Genomic DNA, 14,460 nt, shown 5'->3' with positions numbered 1-14,460 from the left:
CCCGCTGTCACACACTGTCCAGGGAGCCTTTGCCATGTCCGTCCTGCTGATCGCCGGCAGTCCTTCCGAGCACTCGCGCTCGTCCAACTTGCTGAGCGGGGTGGCCCGCCGCCTGCATGAGCAGGTGGACGACCGCCGCCTGCGGGTCGAACGGCTGCAGATCCGCGACCTCTCGCCGCAGGCGCTGTTGCTGGCCGACTGGGGCAACCCGAGCGTGGTGCGCGCCATCGAACAGGTGGCCCACGCCCGCGCGCTGGTGGTGGCCACGCCGGTCTACAAGGCGGCCTACAGCGGCGTGCTCAAGGTCTTCCTGGACCTGCTGCCGCAGACCGCGCTCAAAGGCAAGGTGGTGCTGCCCATCGCCACCGGCGGCAGCCCCCACCACATGCTGGCGCTGGACTACGCGCTGCGCCCGGTGCTGCAGTCGCTCGGCGCCCGGCACATCCTGCCGGGCGTGTACGCGTCGGACAGCCAGATCCCCAAGGACGCCAATGGCGAGTACCAGCCGGGCGAGGAGATCCAGACCCGGCTGGACGACGCGGTGTCGATCCTGCTGCACGAGGGTCTGCGCTGGCCGGTGACGCCGGTGTTCGCGCCGGTGCCGTTCGCACAGGCGCAGTACAGCGTGTGACCCACCATGCCCCCGCCCGACCGCAACCCCCTGCCGCCCGAATACCCGGGAATGTCCGAGATGCGCTTGCCGTCGGACGGCATCACCCCCTTTGAGCGGGTGGTGAACCTGGCGGTCGCGGCCGGGCTGGTGGCGCTGGGCCTCTACGCGCTCTGCGGGCCGGGCTGATTCATCTCATTTTTTCCTCATTCTTTTCAGGAGTTTTTCATGTCCATTCAAGCCATCAACGTGCGCAACCAGTTCAAGGGCAAGGTGCGCGAAATCATCCGCGGCGACGTCGTCTCCGAGATCGATGTCGAGACCCCCTGGGGCATCGTGACCTCGGTCATCACCACCCGCTCGGTGGACGCGCTCGAACTCAAGGTGGGCTCCGATGTGGTGGCCCTGGTGAAGTCCACCGAGGTGTCCATCGCGAAGCTTTAGAACACCCCCGCCGCGCTGCGTGCGACCCCCAAGGGGGCGGCACTGGCCGTCCGGCAAAGCCGGCCCGGCGGTGCCCCTTGGCTGGGCTGCTGCTGCGGCGACACCGGGCCCCGGTGTCGCCTTTTTTTATCGCCACAAGAACCACCATGAACTTCCAACAACTGCGCTCGGTCCGGGAGACCGAGCGCTGCCATTTCAACCTCACCGAAGTGGCGGCGGTGCTGCACACCTCGCAACCCGGCGTGAGCCGCCAGGTGCGCGAGCTGGAAGAAGAGCTGGGGGTGGAGCTGTTCGTGCGCTCCGGCAAGCGCCTGCTGGGGCTCACCTCGGCCGGGCAGGCGCTGATGCCCATCATCCAGCGCGTGCTGCTCGATGCCGAGAGCCTGCGCCGCGCCGGGCAGGAGCTGCAGGGCCGCGAAGAAGGCCGCCTGTGCATCGCGGCGACCCACTCGCAGGCGCGTTACGCGCTGCCCCACGTGGTGCGCGACTTCCGCCAGCGCTACCCGCGCGTCACCTTGCACCTGCACCAGGGTTCACCCAAGCAGGTGGCCGAGATGCTGCTCGGTGGCGACGCCGACATCGGCGTGGCCACCGAGGCGCTGGCCGGCTACGAACAGCTGGTCACGCTGCCGTGTTACCGCTGGAGCCACAGCATCGTGGTGCCACCCGGACACCCGCTGCTGTCGCTGCCGCAGCCGGTGACGCTGCAGGACCTGGTGGCCTTTCCGATCATCACCTACGAGATCGGCTACACCGGCCGTTCGCACATCGACGACGCGTTCGCGCAGGCCGGGTTGCAGCCCGACGTGGTGCTCACCGCCATGGACGCGGACGTGATCAAGACCTACGTCGAGCTGGAAATGGGCGTGGGCATCGTGGCCTCGATCGCCATGGACGAAGAGCGCGACGGGCACCTGCGTGCCATCGACGCCGGCCACCTGTTCCAGATCAACCTCACGCGCCTGGGCCTGCGCCGCAACCACTGGCTACCCGGTTTCGCCTACGGCTTCATCGAGAGCTTCGTGCCCACGCTCACGCGCGAGGCGGTGATGCAAGTACAAGAAGCGGCTTGAAAAAAGCGGGGCACTGGTTCAGAACCAGGGCCCCGCATCAACCCCACATCACATGTCTGTCACGCGGCTCTGGCCTCCGGCTCGGCGTAGCGGCTCACCGGCCGCTCCAGGCCCAGGTTCTCGCGCAGCGTCGTGCCTTCGTAGGCGGTGCGGAACAGGCCGCGCTTCTGCAGCTCGGGCACCACCAGTTCCACGAAGTCGTCCAGCGACGCGGGCAGCACCGGCGGCATCACGTTGAAGCCGTCGGCCGCGCCGTTCTCGAACCACTCCTGCATGCGGTCGGCGATCTGCACCGGTGTGCCCACCACCACCCAGTGCCCGCGCGCGCCGGCCAGGTACTCGTAGAGCTGGCGCACCGTGTACTTCTCGCGCCGTGCGAGTTCGAGCACCACGTGCGCCCGGCTGTTGATGCCCTTGGGCGGCTCGGGGATGTAGGGCGGGCGCGCGTCCAGGTCCCACTTGCTGAGGTCCTCGCCCGGCCAGAACGTCTCCAACGTGGCCAGGCCCACCGAGGGGTGGATCAGCGCCTGCAGCTCGGCCCACTTGGCCTGCGCCTCTTCTTCGGTGCGGCCGATCACGGGCGAGATGCCGGGCAGCACCAGCAGCTGCTCGGGGCGGCGGCCGTACTTGGCCATGCGGCCCTTCACGTCGCTGTAGAAGGCCTGCGCCTCGGCCAGGCTGGTCCAGGCCGTGAAGATAGCTTCGGCGGTGGCGGCGGCCAGTTCCTTGCCGTCTTCTGAGGAGCCGGCCTGCACGATCACCGGGTGGCCCTGGGGCGGGCGCTCGATGTTCAGGGGGCCTTTGACCTTGAGGTGCTTGCCGATGTGGTTGAGCGCGTGCAGCTTGTCGGGGTCGAAGTACACGCCCGAGGCCTTGTCGCGGAGGAAGGCGTCGTCCTCGAAGCTGTCCCACAGGCCCTTGACCACGTCCACGAACTCGTGCGCGCGCTCGTAGCGCAGGGCCGGGTCCGGGTGCGCGTCCAGGCCGAAGTTGCCGTGCACGTTTTCGGCGCTGGTGGTCACCACGTTCCAGGCCGCGCGGCCTTCGCTGATGTGGTCCAGCGAGGCGAACTTGCGCGCCAGCAGGTAGGGGTCTTCGTAGGTGGTGGACGCGGTGGCGACGAAGCCGATGTGTTTCGTCACCGCCGCGAGCGCGGCCCACAGCGTGACCGGCTCGAAGTGCGAGAGCCGGCCCTGGCGGCTGAACGATTCTTTGTCGCCCTTGTGCCAGATGCCGGGGCTGTCGGCCACGAACACCTGGTCGAACAGGCCGCGTTCCGCTGTCTGCGCGAGCGCGATGTAGTGGTGAATGTTCACGCCCGCGTCGGCCTGGGCGCCGGGGTGACGCCAGGCGGCGATGTGGTGGCCGGTGGCCATGATGAAAGCGCCGAGGCGGAGCTTTCGTTGGGGTTGCAGTTGCCCTTGTGTCATGTTGGATGCTTCCTTGTTGTGTGGTTCAGAACGTCTTGTCGGCCGTGACCGTGATGCGGTGCAGCTTGCGGTGCTGTGGGAAGTAGTCGCCCACCGCGTAGTGCTGGGTCGAGCGGTTGTCCCAGACGGCCAGGGTGCCGGCTTGCCAGCGCAGGCGGGCCTGGAATTCGGGCACGCGCGCCAGCTCGAACAGCTGGGTCAGCAGGGCGTCGCTGGCCGAGCGCGTCAGGCCCTTGATGTGGCTGGTGAAGGTGGAATTGACGTAGAGGATCTTCTTGCCGGTGACGGGGTGCACGCGCACCACCGGGTGTTCCACTGGCGGGTACTTGGCGCGCGCGGCCTTGAGCTCTTCGCCGCTGGCGTCCTTGCGCAGCAGGTACTCGGTCCAGCCGCTGATCTCCCAGGTGTGCACCGCGGTCAGTGTTTCCAGGTAGGCCTGGAAGGCGGGCGGCAGGCTGTCGAACGCCTGCGTCAGGCTGGCCCAGATGGTGTCGCCGCCGGTGGCGGGGATCACCTGCGCGTACAGGCTGGTGCCCAGCGGCGGCTGCTCGCGCCAGGTGATGTCGGCGTGCCAGTTGTTGGCGGCGTAGCGGCGTTCGGCCGTGCTCTCGACGATCTCGATCTCGGGGTGGCTCTCCAGGCGCGGGAAGAAGGCCTTGACCTCGGCCACGTTGCCAAACGTGCGGGAGAAACGCACATGTTGTTCGGGCGTGAGTGTCTGGTCGCGGAAGAAGATCACCTCGTGTCGGGCGAGCGCATGGCGCAGCTCGTCCTGCGTGGCGCTGTCCAGTGGCTGGCGCAGGTCCAGGCCGTGGATCACGGCGCCGATGTTCGGGGTGTAGGGCTCGACCTTGAAGCGGGCGTAGGTGCTGGGCAGGTCGTTGAGTTGGGACATGAGAGAACTCCTGAGGGGGTGGTTTGAGGTGATCAGGTGCGGCCCGAAGTGCGCCGTCCTTTGGTCACTCTAGGCACCGGGGACCGCGCTGCGAACGAAGCATTTCGCATATCCATGCTCGGCAAAAACACATGAGCAAGCAGGTCTTCATACCGTGTGGTGATGAGCTCATGAAGCAAACATCGGCGCACTTGTTTATCCGGTTTCATTCGTTCCGCGAGCAAGGCTTCGTCCGTAGATTCCGTCCGGTCAACCACAACCGATTCAACCGGAGGAACCATGAATCCACGTCAACGTCTGGGCCTGCTCGCGCTGGCCTTCACCCTGTCCGCCGCAGGCACTGTGCAGGCGCAGACCGCCGAACCCCTGAAGACCATCCGCATCGGTGTCGCCACTGGCGGTGTCGGCAGCAACCCGGTGCGCCACGGCGGCACCACCACCGCGCTGGCCTACACCGACGGCGCTTTTGAAGAGGCTTTCCGCAAGGACGGTGTCGAGATCCGGTGGACCTTCTTCAAGGGCGCCGGCCCGGCCGTCAACGAGGCACTGGTCAACCGCCAGATCGACTTCGCCTGGCAGGGCGATCTGCCCGCCATCGTGGCGCGCGCCAACGGCGTGAAGACCAAAATCATCGCGGGCAGCGGGGTGCGCACCGGCCTGTACCTCGCGGTGCAGCCGGACTCGGGCATCCAGAAGCTCGACGACCTCAAGGGCAAGCGCGTGGCCTTGTACAAGGGCACGAACTTGCACCTGGCGGCGGTGGCGGCACTGGCCGCGCGCGGCCTCAAGGAGAGCGACCTCAAGCTCATCAACCTCGACCTCGCCAGCGCCCGCACCGCGCTGATCAACAAGGACGTGGACGCCGCCTTCGACTACGTGGGCGCTTTCGACCTGCGCGACAAGGGGCTGGTCAAGATCGTCTGGTCGGCCGCGGCCGACAACTACAAGTACACCCGCCAGACGCACCTGCTGGTCACCGACGACTTCGCGGCGAAGCACCCGCAGGCCGTGCAGCGCATCGTGACCACACTGGTGAAGGTGGCACACCGCTACTCGAACGAAGCCAGCCGGGCGGACCTGTTCGAACGCTGGGGCAAGACCGAGTACACGGAAAAGGTCTGGCGCGAAGACTTCATCGGCCAGCCGCTGCGCGTGCGCCTCTCGCCGCTGCTCGACACCTTCCTGGTGTCGCGCTACCAGGAGGCCGCCAAAGACGCCCACGCCCTCAAGCTCACCCGCTCGGTGCCCGAGATTCACAGCTGGTTCGACCGCCGCTACCTGAACGTGGCGCTCAAGGAACTGAAGCTCGAAGGCTACTGGCCTGCCTATGGTGCGGACGGACAGTTGTCGAATTGAGGAGATGCACCCCCTGCGCCGCTGCGCGGCTTCCCCCTCTGTTGCGTGCCTTCGGCGCTTCGAGGGGGACGCACCCTGTGGCCGGGCCAAGCCCGTTCCACGGGTGCCCTGGCCCCAGTCACGCGCATCGGCGAGGTGAACAGCGGACGCCGCACACGATAGGAGCGATCAACCATGTCTTCATTTTCTGGCGCGACCGTGTCGCTGCCGCGGTCTTCTGCGCCTGCACTGCGCGCGCGGGGGGCGCGCTGGCACCCACCGCTGCAATGGCTCTGGGCCTGGCCCTTCCCGCTGGCGGTGCTGCTGCTGTGGCACCTCTCGTCGGTGTGGGGCTGGGTGCCCGAGCAGGTGCTGCCACCGCCGGCGGCGGTGTTCCAGACCTTCGCCGACATGGCCGCCAGCGGCGAGCTGTGGAGCAATCTGCAGATCAGCCTGGTGCGCGTGTTCAACGGCTTCGGCCTTGGCCTGGCCGCGGGCCTCGCGCTCGGCTCGGCCATGGGCCTGTCGCCCAGCGTGCGCGCCTACGTGTTCCCGCTGTTCAAGGCCTTCAGCCAGGTACCGGTGATCGGCTGGCTGCCGCTGCTGATGCTGCTCGTGGGCATCGACGAGGGGCTCAAGTTCCTGCTGATCGCCAAGGCCACGCTGGTGCCCGTGACCATCAACACCTGCCAGGGCATCCAGGGCGTGCCCAACCGCTTCATCGAGGTGGCGCGGGTGTATGGCTTCACGCGCTGGCAGATGCTGACCCGCGTGGTGTTCCCCGCCGCCACCGCACCGATCTGGAACGGTGTGCGCTACGGCCTCACCCACGCCTGGCTGGCGCTGGTGGTGGTGGAGCTGCTCGCCTCGTCCGAAGGCATCGGTTTTCTCATCGTCTACGGCCGTCAGCTGTTTCAGCTCGACGTGGTGCTGGCCGCCGTGCTGGCGGTGGGCATCGTGGGCTTCGCCATCGACAAGCTGCTCTCGCTGACCGAGGCCTGGCTGCTGCGCTGGCGCAAGCCCGGGTTGTGAAAGGAACACGGTTCATGTCCATCAAAAAAACGTCTGTCAGAGTGCCGCCTGCGTTGCGCGGCTGGGTGCTGCCCGCGCTGATCCTGCTGGTCTGGTGGTGGGCCGTGGCCTCGGGATGGTCCACCTCGCCGCTGCTGGTCTCGCCGGGCGCGGTGTGGGACCGCGCGGTGCAGCAGCTCGACAGCGGCGAACTCGCGGTCGCCTTGTCGGCCAGCCTGTGGCGCATGGCCTGGGGTTTCGCCATCGGATCGGCCATCGGCCTGGTGTTCGGTGTGCTGCTGGGCGGATCGCGCTGGTTCGATCGGCTGGTTGGCCCGTCCTTCCACACGCTCAAGCAGATCTCGCTGTTCGCCTGGATTCCGATGCTGTCGATGTGGTTCGGCCTGGGCGACGGCGCCAAGATCGCCTTCGTGGCCATGGCCGCCTTCTTCCCGGTGGTGCTCAACACCTTCGAGGGCATCCGCAGCGTGCCGCGCGAGCACATCGAAGTGGCGCGGGTGTACGACTTCAGCCCCTGGCAGTTGCTGACCCGCGTGATCGCGCCATCGGCCGCGCCCTCGGTGTTCACCGGCATCCAGCTCTCGCTGATCTACACCTGGCTCGCCACGCTGGGCGCCGAGTACCTGCTCGCCTCGGGCAAGGGCATCGGCAACACGCTGATCGACGGCCGCGAGCACGTCGAGATGGACCTGGTCCTGTTCGGCGTGGTCGTGATCGGCCTCGTGGGCTTTGCCCTGAGCGCGGTGCTCGGCGCCGCGGAAAAACGGCTGCTGGCCTGGCGCGAGCGCACGGTGGCGCGGTACTGAAACACTTTGGAGAACACCACATGGCACACGCCGGCACCCTGTCCATCCAGGGCCTGAACAAGCAGTACGAAGTCAAGGGCGAAGCCCTGCCCGTGCTGCAGGACATTTCGCTCACCATCGAACCCGGTGAGTTCGTCAGCATCGTCGGGTCCAGCGGCTGCGGCAAGTCGACGCTGCTGCGCCTGATCATCGGCCTGGAAGAGGGCTACCAGGGCGAGATCCTGCTCGACGGCACGCGCATCAAGGGCACGAACCTCAACCGCGGCATCGTGTTCCAGGAGCACCGCCTGTTCCCCTGGCTCAACGTCGAGAAGAACATCGGCCTGGGCCTGCTCAACTCGGGCCTCACCGAAGGCCAGCAGCGCCAGACCATCCGCGAGCACATCGAACTGGTGGGTCTCCAGGGCTTCGAGACCGCCTACCCGCACCAGCTCTCGGGCGGCATGTCGCAACGCGTGGCGATCGCCCGCGCGCTGGTGAACCGGCCCGACATCCTGCTGCTCGACGAACCCTTCGGCGCGCTCGACGCCATGACCCGCGCCCACCTGCAGCAGGAGCTGCACCGCATCTGGGAGAAGGAGGGCATCACCATGATCCTCGTCACCCACGACGTGGAAGAGGCGATCTACCTGGGCGACAAGGTGGTGGTGATGGAGCCGCGCCCGGGGCGCATCCGCCGCACCATCCCGGTCCCGCTGGCCCACCCGCGCGACCGCACGTCTTACGCCTTCACGACAGTCAAGGAGACCGTGCTGCGCGAGTTCGGTGAACACAGCGCCGCCGAGCTGGCCGAGCCGCCGCTCAGGCGCGACGAGCCGGTGGTCGCCACGGCGTGGCGGTTCGCTGTCTGACGCGCGGCTCAGGCTTCGATCAACGCCCCACCGGCCACAGCGGCCTGCTTGAGGGCGCGGATGTCGTCCGGCCCCGTGCGGCAGCAGCCGCCGATGAGCCGCGCGCCGCGGCCGTGCCAGCGCATGGCCTGGGCGGCGAAGTCGTGTGCCCGGCCTTCGCCGTGCCAGACCTTGTCGACCGCGTCGTAGTGTTCGCCCGAGTTGGGGTAGACCACGATGGGTTTGCTGGTGTGCGAACGGGCCAGCGCCACGAGCGATTCAATGAACTCGGGGGCGGTGCAGTTCACGCCCACGGCGGCGATCTGGGGCAGGGCGTCGAGCTGCGCCACGCAGTCGGCGAAGGGCTCGCCCTGGCAGTTGTGCGCGCCGTCCCGGCAGGAAAAGCTGAGCCAGGCCTGCACGCCGGGAAACTCGGGCAGCAGGCCCGCGATCGCCAGCGCTTCATCGAGGCAGGGGATGGTTTCGCAGGCCAGCAGATCGGCCCCCGCGTGGGCCAGCACCTGCAGGCGCGGCCGGTGGAAGTCGGCCAGCGCCTGGCGCGAGACGCCTTGGTAACCCCGGTACTCGGAGCCGTCGGCGAGCATGGCGCCATAGGGGCCGATGGAGGCCGCCACCAGGGGGCGGCGGCGGCCCAGGCGGTGGGCGGGCTCGGCCCAGAAGGCGTCCCGGGCCTCGCAGGCCAGGCTCACCGAGCGCCGCATCAGGTCGGCCGCCTCTTCGTGGCCCAGGCCACGCCGTGCAAAGGCTTCGAAGGTCGCCTGGTAGCTGGCGGTGGTGGCCACGTCGGCACCGGCGAGAAAGTAGTCCAGGTGCACCTGCCGGATCAGGTCGGGCTGTTCGATCAGCAGCTTGGCGGACCACAGCGGGTCCAGCAGGTCGGCGCCACGGCGTTCCAGCTCGGTGGCCAGCGCGCCATCGAGCACGAACAGGCCCTGTTCGGCCAGCGCGGTTTGCAGGGGGGACATGGGTTCTGGGGTGGGCGTCATGACGTAGGAAAAAAGATGGAACACGTTCTCGTCGAGCGTAGCCATGGGGCAGGGTTTCGGGCCGCGAAGAAGAGGTGGAATCGCCTGAAAACGGCGTCCTCGCCCAGGCCAGCGCGGGCCGGCTACCGTCGGCCCGCCGGGCCGAAGCGCCGCTCGATCCGGCGCACGGCCAGCACCACCACCAGCGTGATGACGGCGTAGATGCCGCCGGCCACCACCAGCGCGTCGGTGGTGTACGAAGCGTTCGACAGCCGGCGCGCGACGCCGGTGAGGTCCAGCACGGTGATGGTGCTCACCAGGGCCGTGGCCTTGAGCTGGGCGATCACCTCGTTGCCCAGGGCTGGCGTGGCGATCCGCCAGGCCGCAGGCAGCACGATCCGGCGGTCGCACTGGAACGGGCTCATGCCCATGGCCAGGGCGGCTTCCTTTTCGCCGAGGGGCACGGCCAGGATGCCGGCCCGCAGGTCTTCGGCCATGTAGGCCGCCAGGTTCAGGCTCAGCGCGAGCAGGCCGCAATAGAACGCGTCTTCCAGCAGCCACCAGGCGGGCGATTGGCGCACGGCTTCGAACTGGCTCACCCCGTAGTACAGGATGAACAGCTGCACCAGCAGGGGCGTGCCGCGAAACGCCGCGCTGTAGCCGCGCGCCAGCCGCGCCGGCCAGGCCCTGCCGGAGGTGGCCGCGAGCGCCAGCGGCAGCGCGAGCAACAACGCCAGCAGCACCGAACCGCACAGCAGCTGCAGGGTGATCACCAGGCCTTCCCACACCTCCAGCACGCTGTCGGTGGGCAACTCCAGCCAGTCTTCGATGGGGGCGAAGTTCATGCCGTCCTCGCGTCGAAGCCCCGCCCGGCCCGGCGCTCCAGCCAGGTGAAGACCGGTTGCGAGGCGTGCAGGAACACGAAGTACACCGCCGCTGCCGCCAGAAAGAACAGGAACGGCTGGTGCGTGGCCTGGGCCGCCATGTTGGACTTCTTGAGCAGGTCTTCGAGCCCGACCACGGACACCAGCGAGGTGTCCTTCAGCAGCGACTGCCACAGGTTGCCGAGGCTGGGCAGGGCGATGCGCCAGGCCTGGGGCAGGCGCACGGCGAAGAAGGTCTGGGTGGGCGTGAGCCCGAAGGCCTGCGCCGCCTCGATCTGCCCCCGGGGGAGGGCCGCGAAGCTGCCGCGGAACACCTCGCTGGCGTAGGCCGCGAACACGATGGACAGGGCAAAGACGCCCGCGGCAAACGGGCTGATCTCCACCGCGCCGTCGAGGTGGTTGTTGATCAGGTTGGACAGCCCGAAGTAACAGACCAGCACGATCAGGAACTCGGGGATGCCGCGCAGCAGGCCCGTGCACAGCCGCACGGCGCGTCGCAGCGGCGTGCGACGGCTCAGGCTGCCGGCCGCGAGCACCAGCCCCAGGGCCAGGCCCACCACCAGCGAAGACAGGGCCAGTTGCACGGTGACCCAGGCACCCTGCAGCAACTGACCGGCGTACAGCCACAAATCGTCCATTCACCACCCAACACAAACAGCAAGACCAGGCCACCCTGCCGGACGGCCTGGTCCCAAGGGGCGCCAGCTTACTTCAGCGTGGGCGCGATGCTGAAGGGGAACACCTTCTTGTTCTCGGCCGCGAAGCTGCCGTCGGTCAGCACCTGTTTGATCGCGGTGTTCAGGCGCGTGCGCAGCGGGTCACCCTTGCGCACGGCGATGCCGGTGCCTTCGCCGAACATGGCCACGTCGTTCAGCGGCTTGCCTGCGAGAGCGAAACCCTTGGCCTTGCCGGTTTTCTCCAGCCACTCGTGGGCCACCGTGGTGTCGGTCAGCGCGGCCTGCACGCGGCCCGCCTCCAGGTCGAGCCAGATCGGGTCCTGCGAGGGGTAGGCCTTGATGGCGATGCCCGACTGGCTCTTGGGCAGGCGCTTCTTCAGGTAGGTCTCGTGGCTGGAGCCGCTGTAGATGCCGACGGTCTTGCCGCGCAGCGTGGCCGGGTCTTCGGTGATGCCCGAGCCGGCCTTGGCGACGTACTGCACCGGGGCCAGGGTGAACAGGTCGGTGAAGTCCACCACCTTCTTGCGCTCGTCGGTGATCGACATCTGGGCCAGCACGGCGTCGATCTTCCTGGCCTTGAGTGCGGGGATCAGCGCGTCGAAGTCCATCGTCACGTACTCGCACTTGGCCTGGATGTGTTTGCACATGGTCTTGGCCAGCTCGATCTCCATGCCCTTGAGCTCGCCCTTGGCGTCGCGGTACTCGAACGGCGCGTAGTCCGACAGGGTGCCGATGCGCACCACGTCCTCGGCGTGCGCGGCCCCGGCGAAGGACAGCACACCGGCCACCAGGCCACTCAACAGGGAACGACTCACGTTGTGATCTCCAGAAGAAAATAGTCGGACAACCGACGGACAGGGTGACCAGAAGGTCTTTTTTCAGCGCAAAAAGTGGGGCAAGTATCCGCGCCTGGATTGCGGCCGGGCGGCAAAAAATGCCCCTGGCGCGCGGGATGGCGGCGATTCGGGTCGCGTTGTGCGCGACGGCGACGCCAAGGCGCAGTGCCTAGAATCGCCGCATGGACACCGAACTGGACGTTTTTGACCGGAAGATCCTGGACCTGGTCCAGAAGGACTGCCAGCTCAACGCCGAGGTCATCGCGGAGGCGGTGGGTCTGTCGGCTTCCGCCGTCCAGCGGCGCCTGCGTCGCATGCGCCAGGACAAGACCATCAGCGCCGAGGTGGCGGTGGTGAACCCGCAGGCGGTGGGCCACACCATGAGCTTCCTCGCCGGGCTGGAGATCAAGGACAACTACGAGGCGCTGCCGCGCATCCGCCTGTGGGCACAGACCGAACCGGCGGTGCAGCAGGTCTACTACGTGACCGGCAGCTTCGACATCATGATGGTGGTCGTGGCACGCGACGTGAAGGCCTACGACGCGCTTGCGGCCCGGCTGATGGCCGAGGTGCCGCAGGTGGTCCGCATGACCACGCACGTCGTGATCGACGCGATGAAGGTGGGGCTGTACGTGCCGCTGGACCAGGGCTGAGCCTGCGTCACCCCGCCATATGCCGCGGGGCCATATACAAACTGCTTCACAGTCGTTGGTTTGCGCGGCGGTGCTGTCCACAATGCCTGCCATCAGACATGAAGGAGCGCATCCATGAGCACAGACAGACCGGGCGACCTCGCCACGGACTTCCCCCCGACATACGCCGCCCATCAGCGGTCCAGCCGCTGAGACCGGGGGCCGCATGTCTTCTCCCACCGTGATCATCGTGCCCGGCTGGCGCAACTCCGGCGCCGGCCACTGGCAAAGCCTCTGGACCGAACGCCTGCCGAACGTCTTGCGCGTCGAGCAGGACGACTGGGTCAGCCCGCGCCAGCGTGCCTGGGTGCGGCGCCTGACCGACACCATCGAGCAGGCCCCCGGCCCGGTGGTGGTGGTCGCGCACAGCCTGGGCTGCATCGCCACCACGCACCTGCCGCCCGAGGTGGCGGCCCGCATCCAGGGCGCGCTGCTGGTCGCGCCCGCCGACCCGGAGCGCCGCGGCGTGCTGGCCGACTTCGCGCCTGTTCCGTACCAGAAGTTGCCGTACCGCAGCGTGCTGGTGGCCAGCAGCAACGACCCGTATTGCCCGGTGCGCCTGGCCGGGGCCTACGCCCGCGCCTGGGGCAGCGAGTTCGTGCGGCTCAATGATGCGGGGCACATCAACGTGGAGTCCGGTCATGGCGAATGGCCCCTGGGCCTGGCCCTGTTGCAGTCGCTGGGCGCCGACGTCACACCCGCCCTTCCGGTGGCCGTGGCCGCCTGATGCCTTATTCAGCTCGCGAATAAGGAAACAAGAACAAAGTCGTTTGCCAATGAAGGCATGGATCCCAGAATCCCATGCATTCCCTCTATCGAAGTCCCCTCCCATGAAAACAAGCTTCCAGCTCACCCTCGGCGCCATCGCCTTCGCCGCCGCCTCGCTCGCCTCGGCCCAGACCACGCTGCTGAACGTGTCCTACGACGTGGCGCGCGAGTTCTACAAAGACCTCAACACCGCCTTCGTCGCGAGTCACAAGAAGGCCACCGGCAAGGACATCAAGGTCGATCAGTCGCACGCCGGCTCCAGCGCGCAGGCGCGGGCCGTGGCCGACGGCCTGGACGCCGACGTGGTGACCATGAACACCACCACCGACGTGGACTTCCTGGCCGAGAAGGGCGTGGTCGCCAAGGACTGGCGCCAGAAATTCCCGAACAACGCCGCGCCCACCAGCTCCACCATGCTGTTCCTCGTGCGCCAGGGCAACCCCAAGGGCATCAAGGACTGGGACGACCTCATCAAGCCCGGCGTGCAGGTGGTGGTGGTCAACCCCAAGACCGGCGGCAACGGGCGCATGGCCTACCTCGCGGCCTGGGGCCAGGTGCGCGCCAAGGGCGGCACCGACGCGCAGGCCGCCGAGTTCGTGGGCAAGCTCTACAAGAACGTGCCGGTGCTGGCGCGCGGCGGGCGCGACGCCACCGGCGTCTTCCTGCAACGCAACATCGGCGACGTGCTCGTGACCTTCGAGTCCGAGGTGGTGTCGGTGGACAACGAGTTCGGCAAAGGCAAGGTCGATGCGATCCACCCGAGCGCGTCCATCGTGGCCGAGAACCCGGTCGCCATCGTCGAGCGCACCGTGGCGAAAAAGGGCACGGCGGCCGATGCCAAGGCCTACCTCGATTTCCTCTATAGCGCCGAAGGCCAGGAGATCGCGGCCCAGCACAACATCCGCCCGCGCAACGAAGCGGTGCTGAAGAAGTACGCCGCCGCGTTCAAGCCCATCAAGCTGTTCACCGTCAACGAGTACTTCGGTTCGCTGGCCGAAGCGCAGAAGGTGCACTTCAACGACGGCGGGCAGTTCGACAAGCTGTACACCACAGGCAAGTAACACCCCCCGCGCCGCTTCGCGTCACCCCCCTCAAGGGGGGCGGCACTGGCGGCCCGGCAAAGCCGGTTCCGCGGTGCCCTTGGCTTGGGGCACGTCGCGCC

At 67.7% G+C, this 14,460-nt stretch carries 18 protein-coding genes; 12 read left to right on the top strand and 6 right to left on the bottom strand.

Annotated features, from left to right (window positions below):
- The first annotated feature begins 34 nt into the window (after nucleotides 1-34).
- The 4 genes from ssuE to IM738_RS13130 all read left to right on the top strand — a co-directional run bounded on the left by ssuE (nucleotide 35) and on the right by IM738_RS13130 (nucleotide 2,127).
- A complete protein-coding gene (ssuE, locus tag IM738_RS13145) occupies nucleotides 35-631 on the top strand; it encodes an NADPH-dependent FMN reductase (RefSeq protein ID WP_236961202.1) in 597 nt (198 codons plus the stop codon).
- Between the two features lie 6 nt (nucleotides 632-637).
- Nucleotides 638-799 carry a hypothetical protein gene (locus IM738_RS13140; RefSeq protein ID WP_236961201.1) on the top strand — a complete coding sequence of 54 codons (162 nt, stop codon included), beginning with the start codon at nucleotides 638-640 and terminating at the stop codon, nucleotides 797-799.
- Nucleotides 800-838: 39 nt separating this feature from the next.
- Entirely contained in the window at nucleotides 839-1,054 is a 216-nt protein-coding gene (locus IM738_RS13135; RefSeq protein ID WP_077331003.1) for a TOBE domain-containing protein, read from the top strand.
- Between the two features lie 146 nt (nucleotides 1,055-1,200).
- A complete protein-coding gene (locus IM738_RS13130) occupies nucleotides 1,201-2,127 on the top strand; it encodes a CysB family HTH-type transcriptional regulator (RefSeq protein WP_236961199.1) in 927 nt (308 codons plus the stop codon).
- Nucleotides 2,128-2,186: 59 nt separating this feature from the next.
- Here IM738_RS13130 and IM738_RS13125 read toward each other — a convergent pair whose 3' ends face one another.
- A complete protein-coding gene (locus tag IM738_RS13125) occupies nucleotides 2,187-3,557 on the bottom strand; it encodes an LLM class flavin-dependent oxidoreductase (protein WP_236961198.1) in 1,371 nt (456 codons plus the stop codon).
- Nucleotides 3,558-3,582: 25 nt separating this feature from the next.
- A complete protein-coding gene (locus IM738_RS13120) occupies nucleotides 3,583-4,452 on the bottom strand; it encodes a TauD/TfdA dioxygenase family protein (protein ID WP_236961197.1) in 870 nt (289 codons plus the stop codon).
- Nucleotides 4,453-4,731: 279 nt separating this feature from the next.
- On the opposite strand from IM738_RS13120, the gene IM738_RS13115 reads away from it, so the two are divergent.
- The 4 genes from IM738_RS13115 to IM738_RS13100 all read left to right on the top strand — a co-directional run bounded on the left by IM738_RS13115 (nucleotide 4,732) and on the right by IM738_RS13100 (nucleotide 8,476).
- A complete protein-coding gene (locus IM738_RS13115; RefSeq protein WP_236961195.1) occupies nucleotides 4,732-5,808 on the top strand; it encodes an ABC transporter substrate-binding protein in 1,077 nt (358 codons plus the stop codon).
- Nucleotides 5,809-5,982: 174 nt separating this feature from the next.
- Nucleotides 5,983-6,819, top strand: a complete 837-nt coding sequence (locus IM738_RS13110; protein ID WP_236961194.1) for an ABC transporter permease — start codon at nucleotides 5,983-5,985, stop codon at nucleotides 6,817-6,819.
- A 14-nt stretch (nucleotides 6,820-6,833) separates the two neighbouring features.
- Nucleotides 6,834-7,625 (top strand): ABC transporter permease, encoded by a 792-nt coding sequence (locus IM738_RS13105; RefSeq protein WP_236961192.1) that lies wholly within the window; start codon nucleotides 6,834-6,836, stop codon nucleotides 7,623-7,625.
- 20 nt (nucleotides 7,626-7,645) lie between these two features.
- Nucleotides 7,646-8,476, top strand: coding sequence for an ABC transporter ATP-binding protein (locus IM738_RS13100; RefSeq protein ID WP_236961191.1), 831 nt, complete (start codon nucleotides 7,646-7,648; stop codon nucleotides 8,474-8,476).
- Between the two features lie 8 nt (nucleotides 8,477-8,484).
- On the opposite strand, the gene mmuM is transcribed toward IM738_RS13100, so the two are convergent.
- Both mmuM and IM738_RS13090 read right to left on the bottom strand, forming a co-directional pair.
- Nucleotides 8,485-9,507, bottom strand: a complete 1,023-nt coding sequence (mmuM, locus tag IM738_RS13095) for a homocysteine S-methyltransferase (RefSeq protein ID WP_236961189.1) — start codon at nucleotides 9,505-9,507, stop codon at nucleotides 8,485-8,487.
- A 77-nt stretch (nucleotides 9,508-9,584) separates the two neighbouring features.
- Nucleotides 9,585-10,229, bottom strand: a complete 645-nt coding sequence (locus tag IM738_RS13090; protein WP_442908423.1) for an ABC transporter permease — start codon at nucleotides 10,227-10,229, stop codon at nucleotides 9,585-9,587.
- Here IM738_RS13090 and IM738_RS26035 point away from each other — a divergent pair.
- On the top strand, nucleotides 10,138-10,335 hold the full coding sequence (locus IM738_RS26035) for a hypothetical protein (RefSeq protein WP_442908422.1): 198 nt from the start codon (nucleotides 10,138-10,140) through the stop codon (nucleotides 10,333-10,335). The two genes, IM738_RS13090 and IM738_RS26035, sit on opposite strands and share 92 nt — an antisense overlap.
- On the opposite strand, the gene IM738_RS13085 is transcribed toward IM738_RS26035, so the two are convergent.
- Together IM738_RS13085 and IM738_RS13080 are read right to left on the bottom strand one after the other, a co-directional pair.
- Complete coding sequence (locus IM738_RS13085; RefSeq protein WP_236961187.1) at nucleotides 10,283-10,963, bottom strand: ABC transporter permease; 681 nt, start codon at nucleotides 10,961-10,963, stop codon at nucleotides 10,283-10,285. The two genes, IM738_RS26035 and IM738_RS13085, sit on opposite strands and share 53 nt — an antisense overlap.
- 68 nt (nucleotides 10,964-11,031) lie before the next feature.
- Nucleotides 11,032-11,817, bottom strand: coding sequence for a transporter substrate-binding domain-containing protein (locus IM738_RS13080; RefSeq protein WP_236961186.1), 786 nt, complete (start codon nucleotides 11,815-11,817; stop codon nucleotides 11,032-11,034).
- A gap of 203 nt (nucleotides 11,818-12,020) precedes the next feature.
- Between IM738_RS13080 and IM738_RS13075 the strand changes: the two genes are divergently transcribed.
- The 3 genes from IM738_RS13075 to IM738_RS13065 all read left to right on the top strand — a co-directional run bounded on the left by IM738_RS13075 (nucleotide 12,021) and on the right by IM738_RS13065 (nucleotide 14,359).
- The gene (locus IM738_RS13075) at nucleotides 12,021-12,491 is read left to right on the top strand and encodes an Lrp/AsnC family transcriptional regulator (protein ID WP_236961185.1); all 471 of its coding nucleotides are present in this window, start codon (nucleotides 12,021-12,023) and stop codon (nucleotides 12,489-12,491) included.
- Nucleotides 12,492-12,696: 205 nt separating this feature from the next.
- Nucleotides 12,697-13,257 (top strand): RBBP9/YdeN family alpha/beta hydrolase, encoded by a 561-nt coding sequence (locus IM738_RS13070; RefSeq protein WP_236961184.1) that lies wholly within the window; start codon nucleotides 12,697-12,699, stop codon nucleotides 13,255-13,257.
- Between the two features lie 103 nt (nucleotides 13,258-13,360).
- On the top strand, nucleotides 13,361-14,359 hold the full coding sequence (locus IM738_RS13065) for a sulfate ABC transporter substrate-binding protein (RefSeq protein ID WP_236961183.1): 999 nt from the start codon (nucleotides 13,361-13,363) through the stop codon (nucleotides 14,357-14,359).
- The last annotated feature ends 101 nt before the right edge of the window (nucleotides 14,360-14,460 follow it).

Source organism: Hydrogenophaga sp. SL48, from assembly GCF_021729865.1.
In the GTDB taxonomy this organism is placed as follows: domain Bacteria; phylum Pseudomonadota; class Gammaproteobacteria; order Burkholderiales; family Burkholderiaceae_C; genus Hydrogenophaga.
This window is presented reverse-complemented; position numbering and strand designations above follow the sequence as displayed.

Excerpts from the sequence above, each read along its gene's own strand:
- ssuE (WP_236961202.1), top strand. The coding sequence starts at position 35 with ATGTCCGTCCTGCTGATCGCCGGCAGTCCTTCCGAGCACTCGCGCTCG.
- IM738_RS13140 (WP_236961201.1), top strand. The coding sequence starts at position 638 with ATGCCCCCGCCCGACCGCAACCCCCTGCCGCCCGAATACCCGGGAATG.
- IM738_RS13135 (WP_077331003.1), top strand. The coding sequence starts at position 839 with ATGTCCATTCAAGCCATCAACGTGCGCAACCAGTTCAAGGGCAAGGTG.
- IM738_RS13130 (WP_236961199.1), top strand. The coding sequence starts at position 1,201 with ATGAACTTCCAACAACTGCGCTCGGTCCGGGAGACCGAGCGCTGCCAT.
- IM738_RS13125 (WP_236961198.1), bottom strand. The coding sequence starts at position 3,557 with ATGACACAAGGGCAACTGCAACCCCAACGAAAGCTCCGCCTCGGCGCT.
- IM738_RS13120 (WP_236961197.1), bottom strand. The coding sequence starts at position 4,452 with ATGTCCCAACTCAACGACCTGCCCAGCACCTACGCCCGCTTCAAGGTC.
- IM738_RS13115 (WP_236961195.1), top strand. The coding sequence starts at position 4,732 with ATGAATCCACGTCAACGTCTGGGCCTGCTCGCGCTGGCCTTCACCCTG.
- IM738_RS13110 (WP_236961194.1), top strand. The coding sequence starts at position 5,983 with ATGTCTTCATTTTCTGGCGCGACCGTGTCGCTGCCGCGGTCTTCTGCG.
- IM738_RS13105 (WP_236961192.1), top strand. The coding sequence starts at position 6,834 with ATGTCCATCAAAAAAACGTCTGTCAGAGTGCCGCCTGCGTTGCGCGGC.
- IM738_RS13100 (WP_236961191.1), top strand. The coding sequence starts at position 7,646 with ATGGCACACGCCGGCACCCTGTCCATCCAGGGCCTGAACAAGCAGTAC.
- mmuM (WP_236961189.1), bottom strand. The coding sequence starts at position 9,507 with ATGGCTACGCTCGACGAGAACGTGTTCCATCTTTTTTCCTACGTCATG.
- IM738_RS13085 (WP_236961187.1), bottom strand. The coding sequence starts at position 10,963 with ATGGACGATTTGTGGCTGTACGCCGGTCAGTTGCTGCAGGGTGCCTGG.
- IM738_RS13075 (WP_236961185.1), top strand. The coding sequence starts at position 12,021 with ATGGACACCGAACTGGACGTTTTTGACCGGAAGATCCTGGACCTGGTC.
- IM738_RS13070 (WP_236961184.1), top strand. The coding sequence starts at position 12,697 with ATGTCTTCTCCCACCGTGATCATCGTGCCCGGCTGGCGCAACTCCGGC.
- IM738_RS13065 (WP_236961183.1), top strand. The coding sequence starts at position 13,361 with ATGAAAACAAGCTTCCAGCTCACCCTCGGCGCCATCGCCTTCGCCGCC.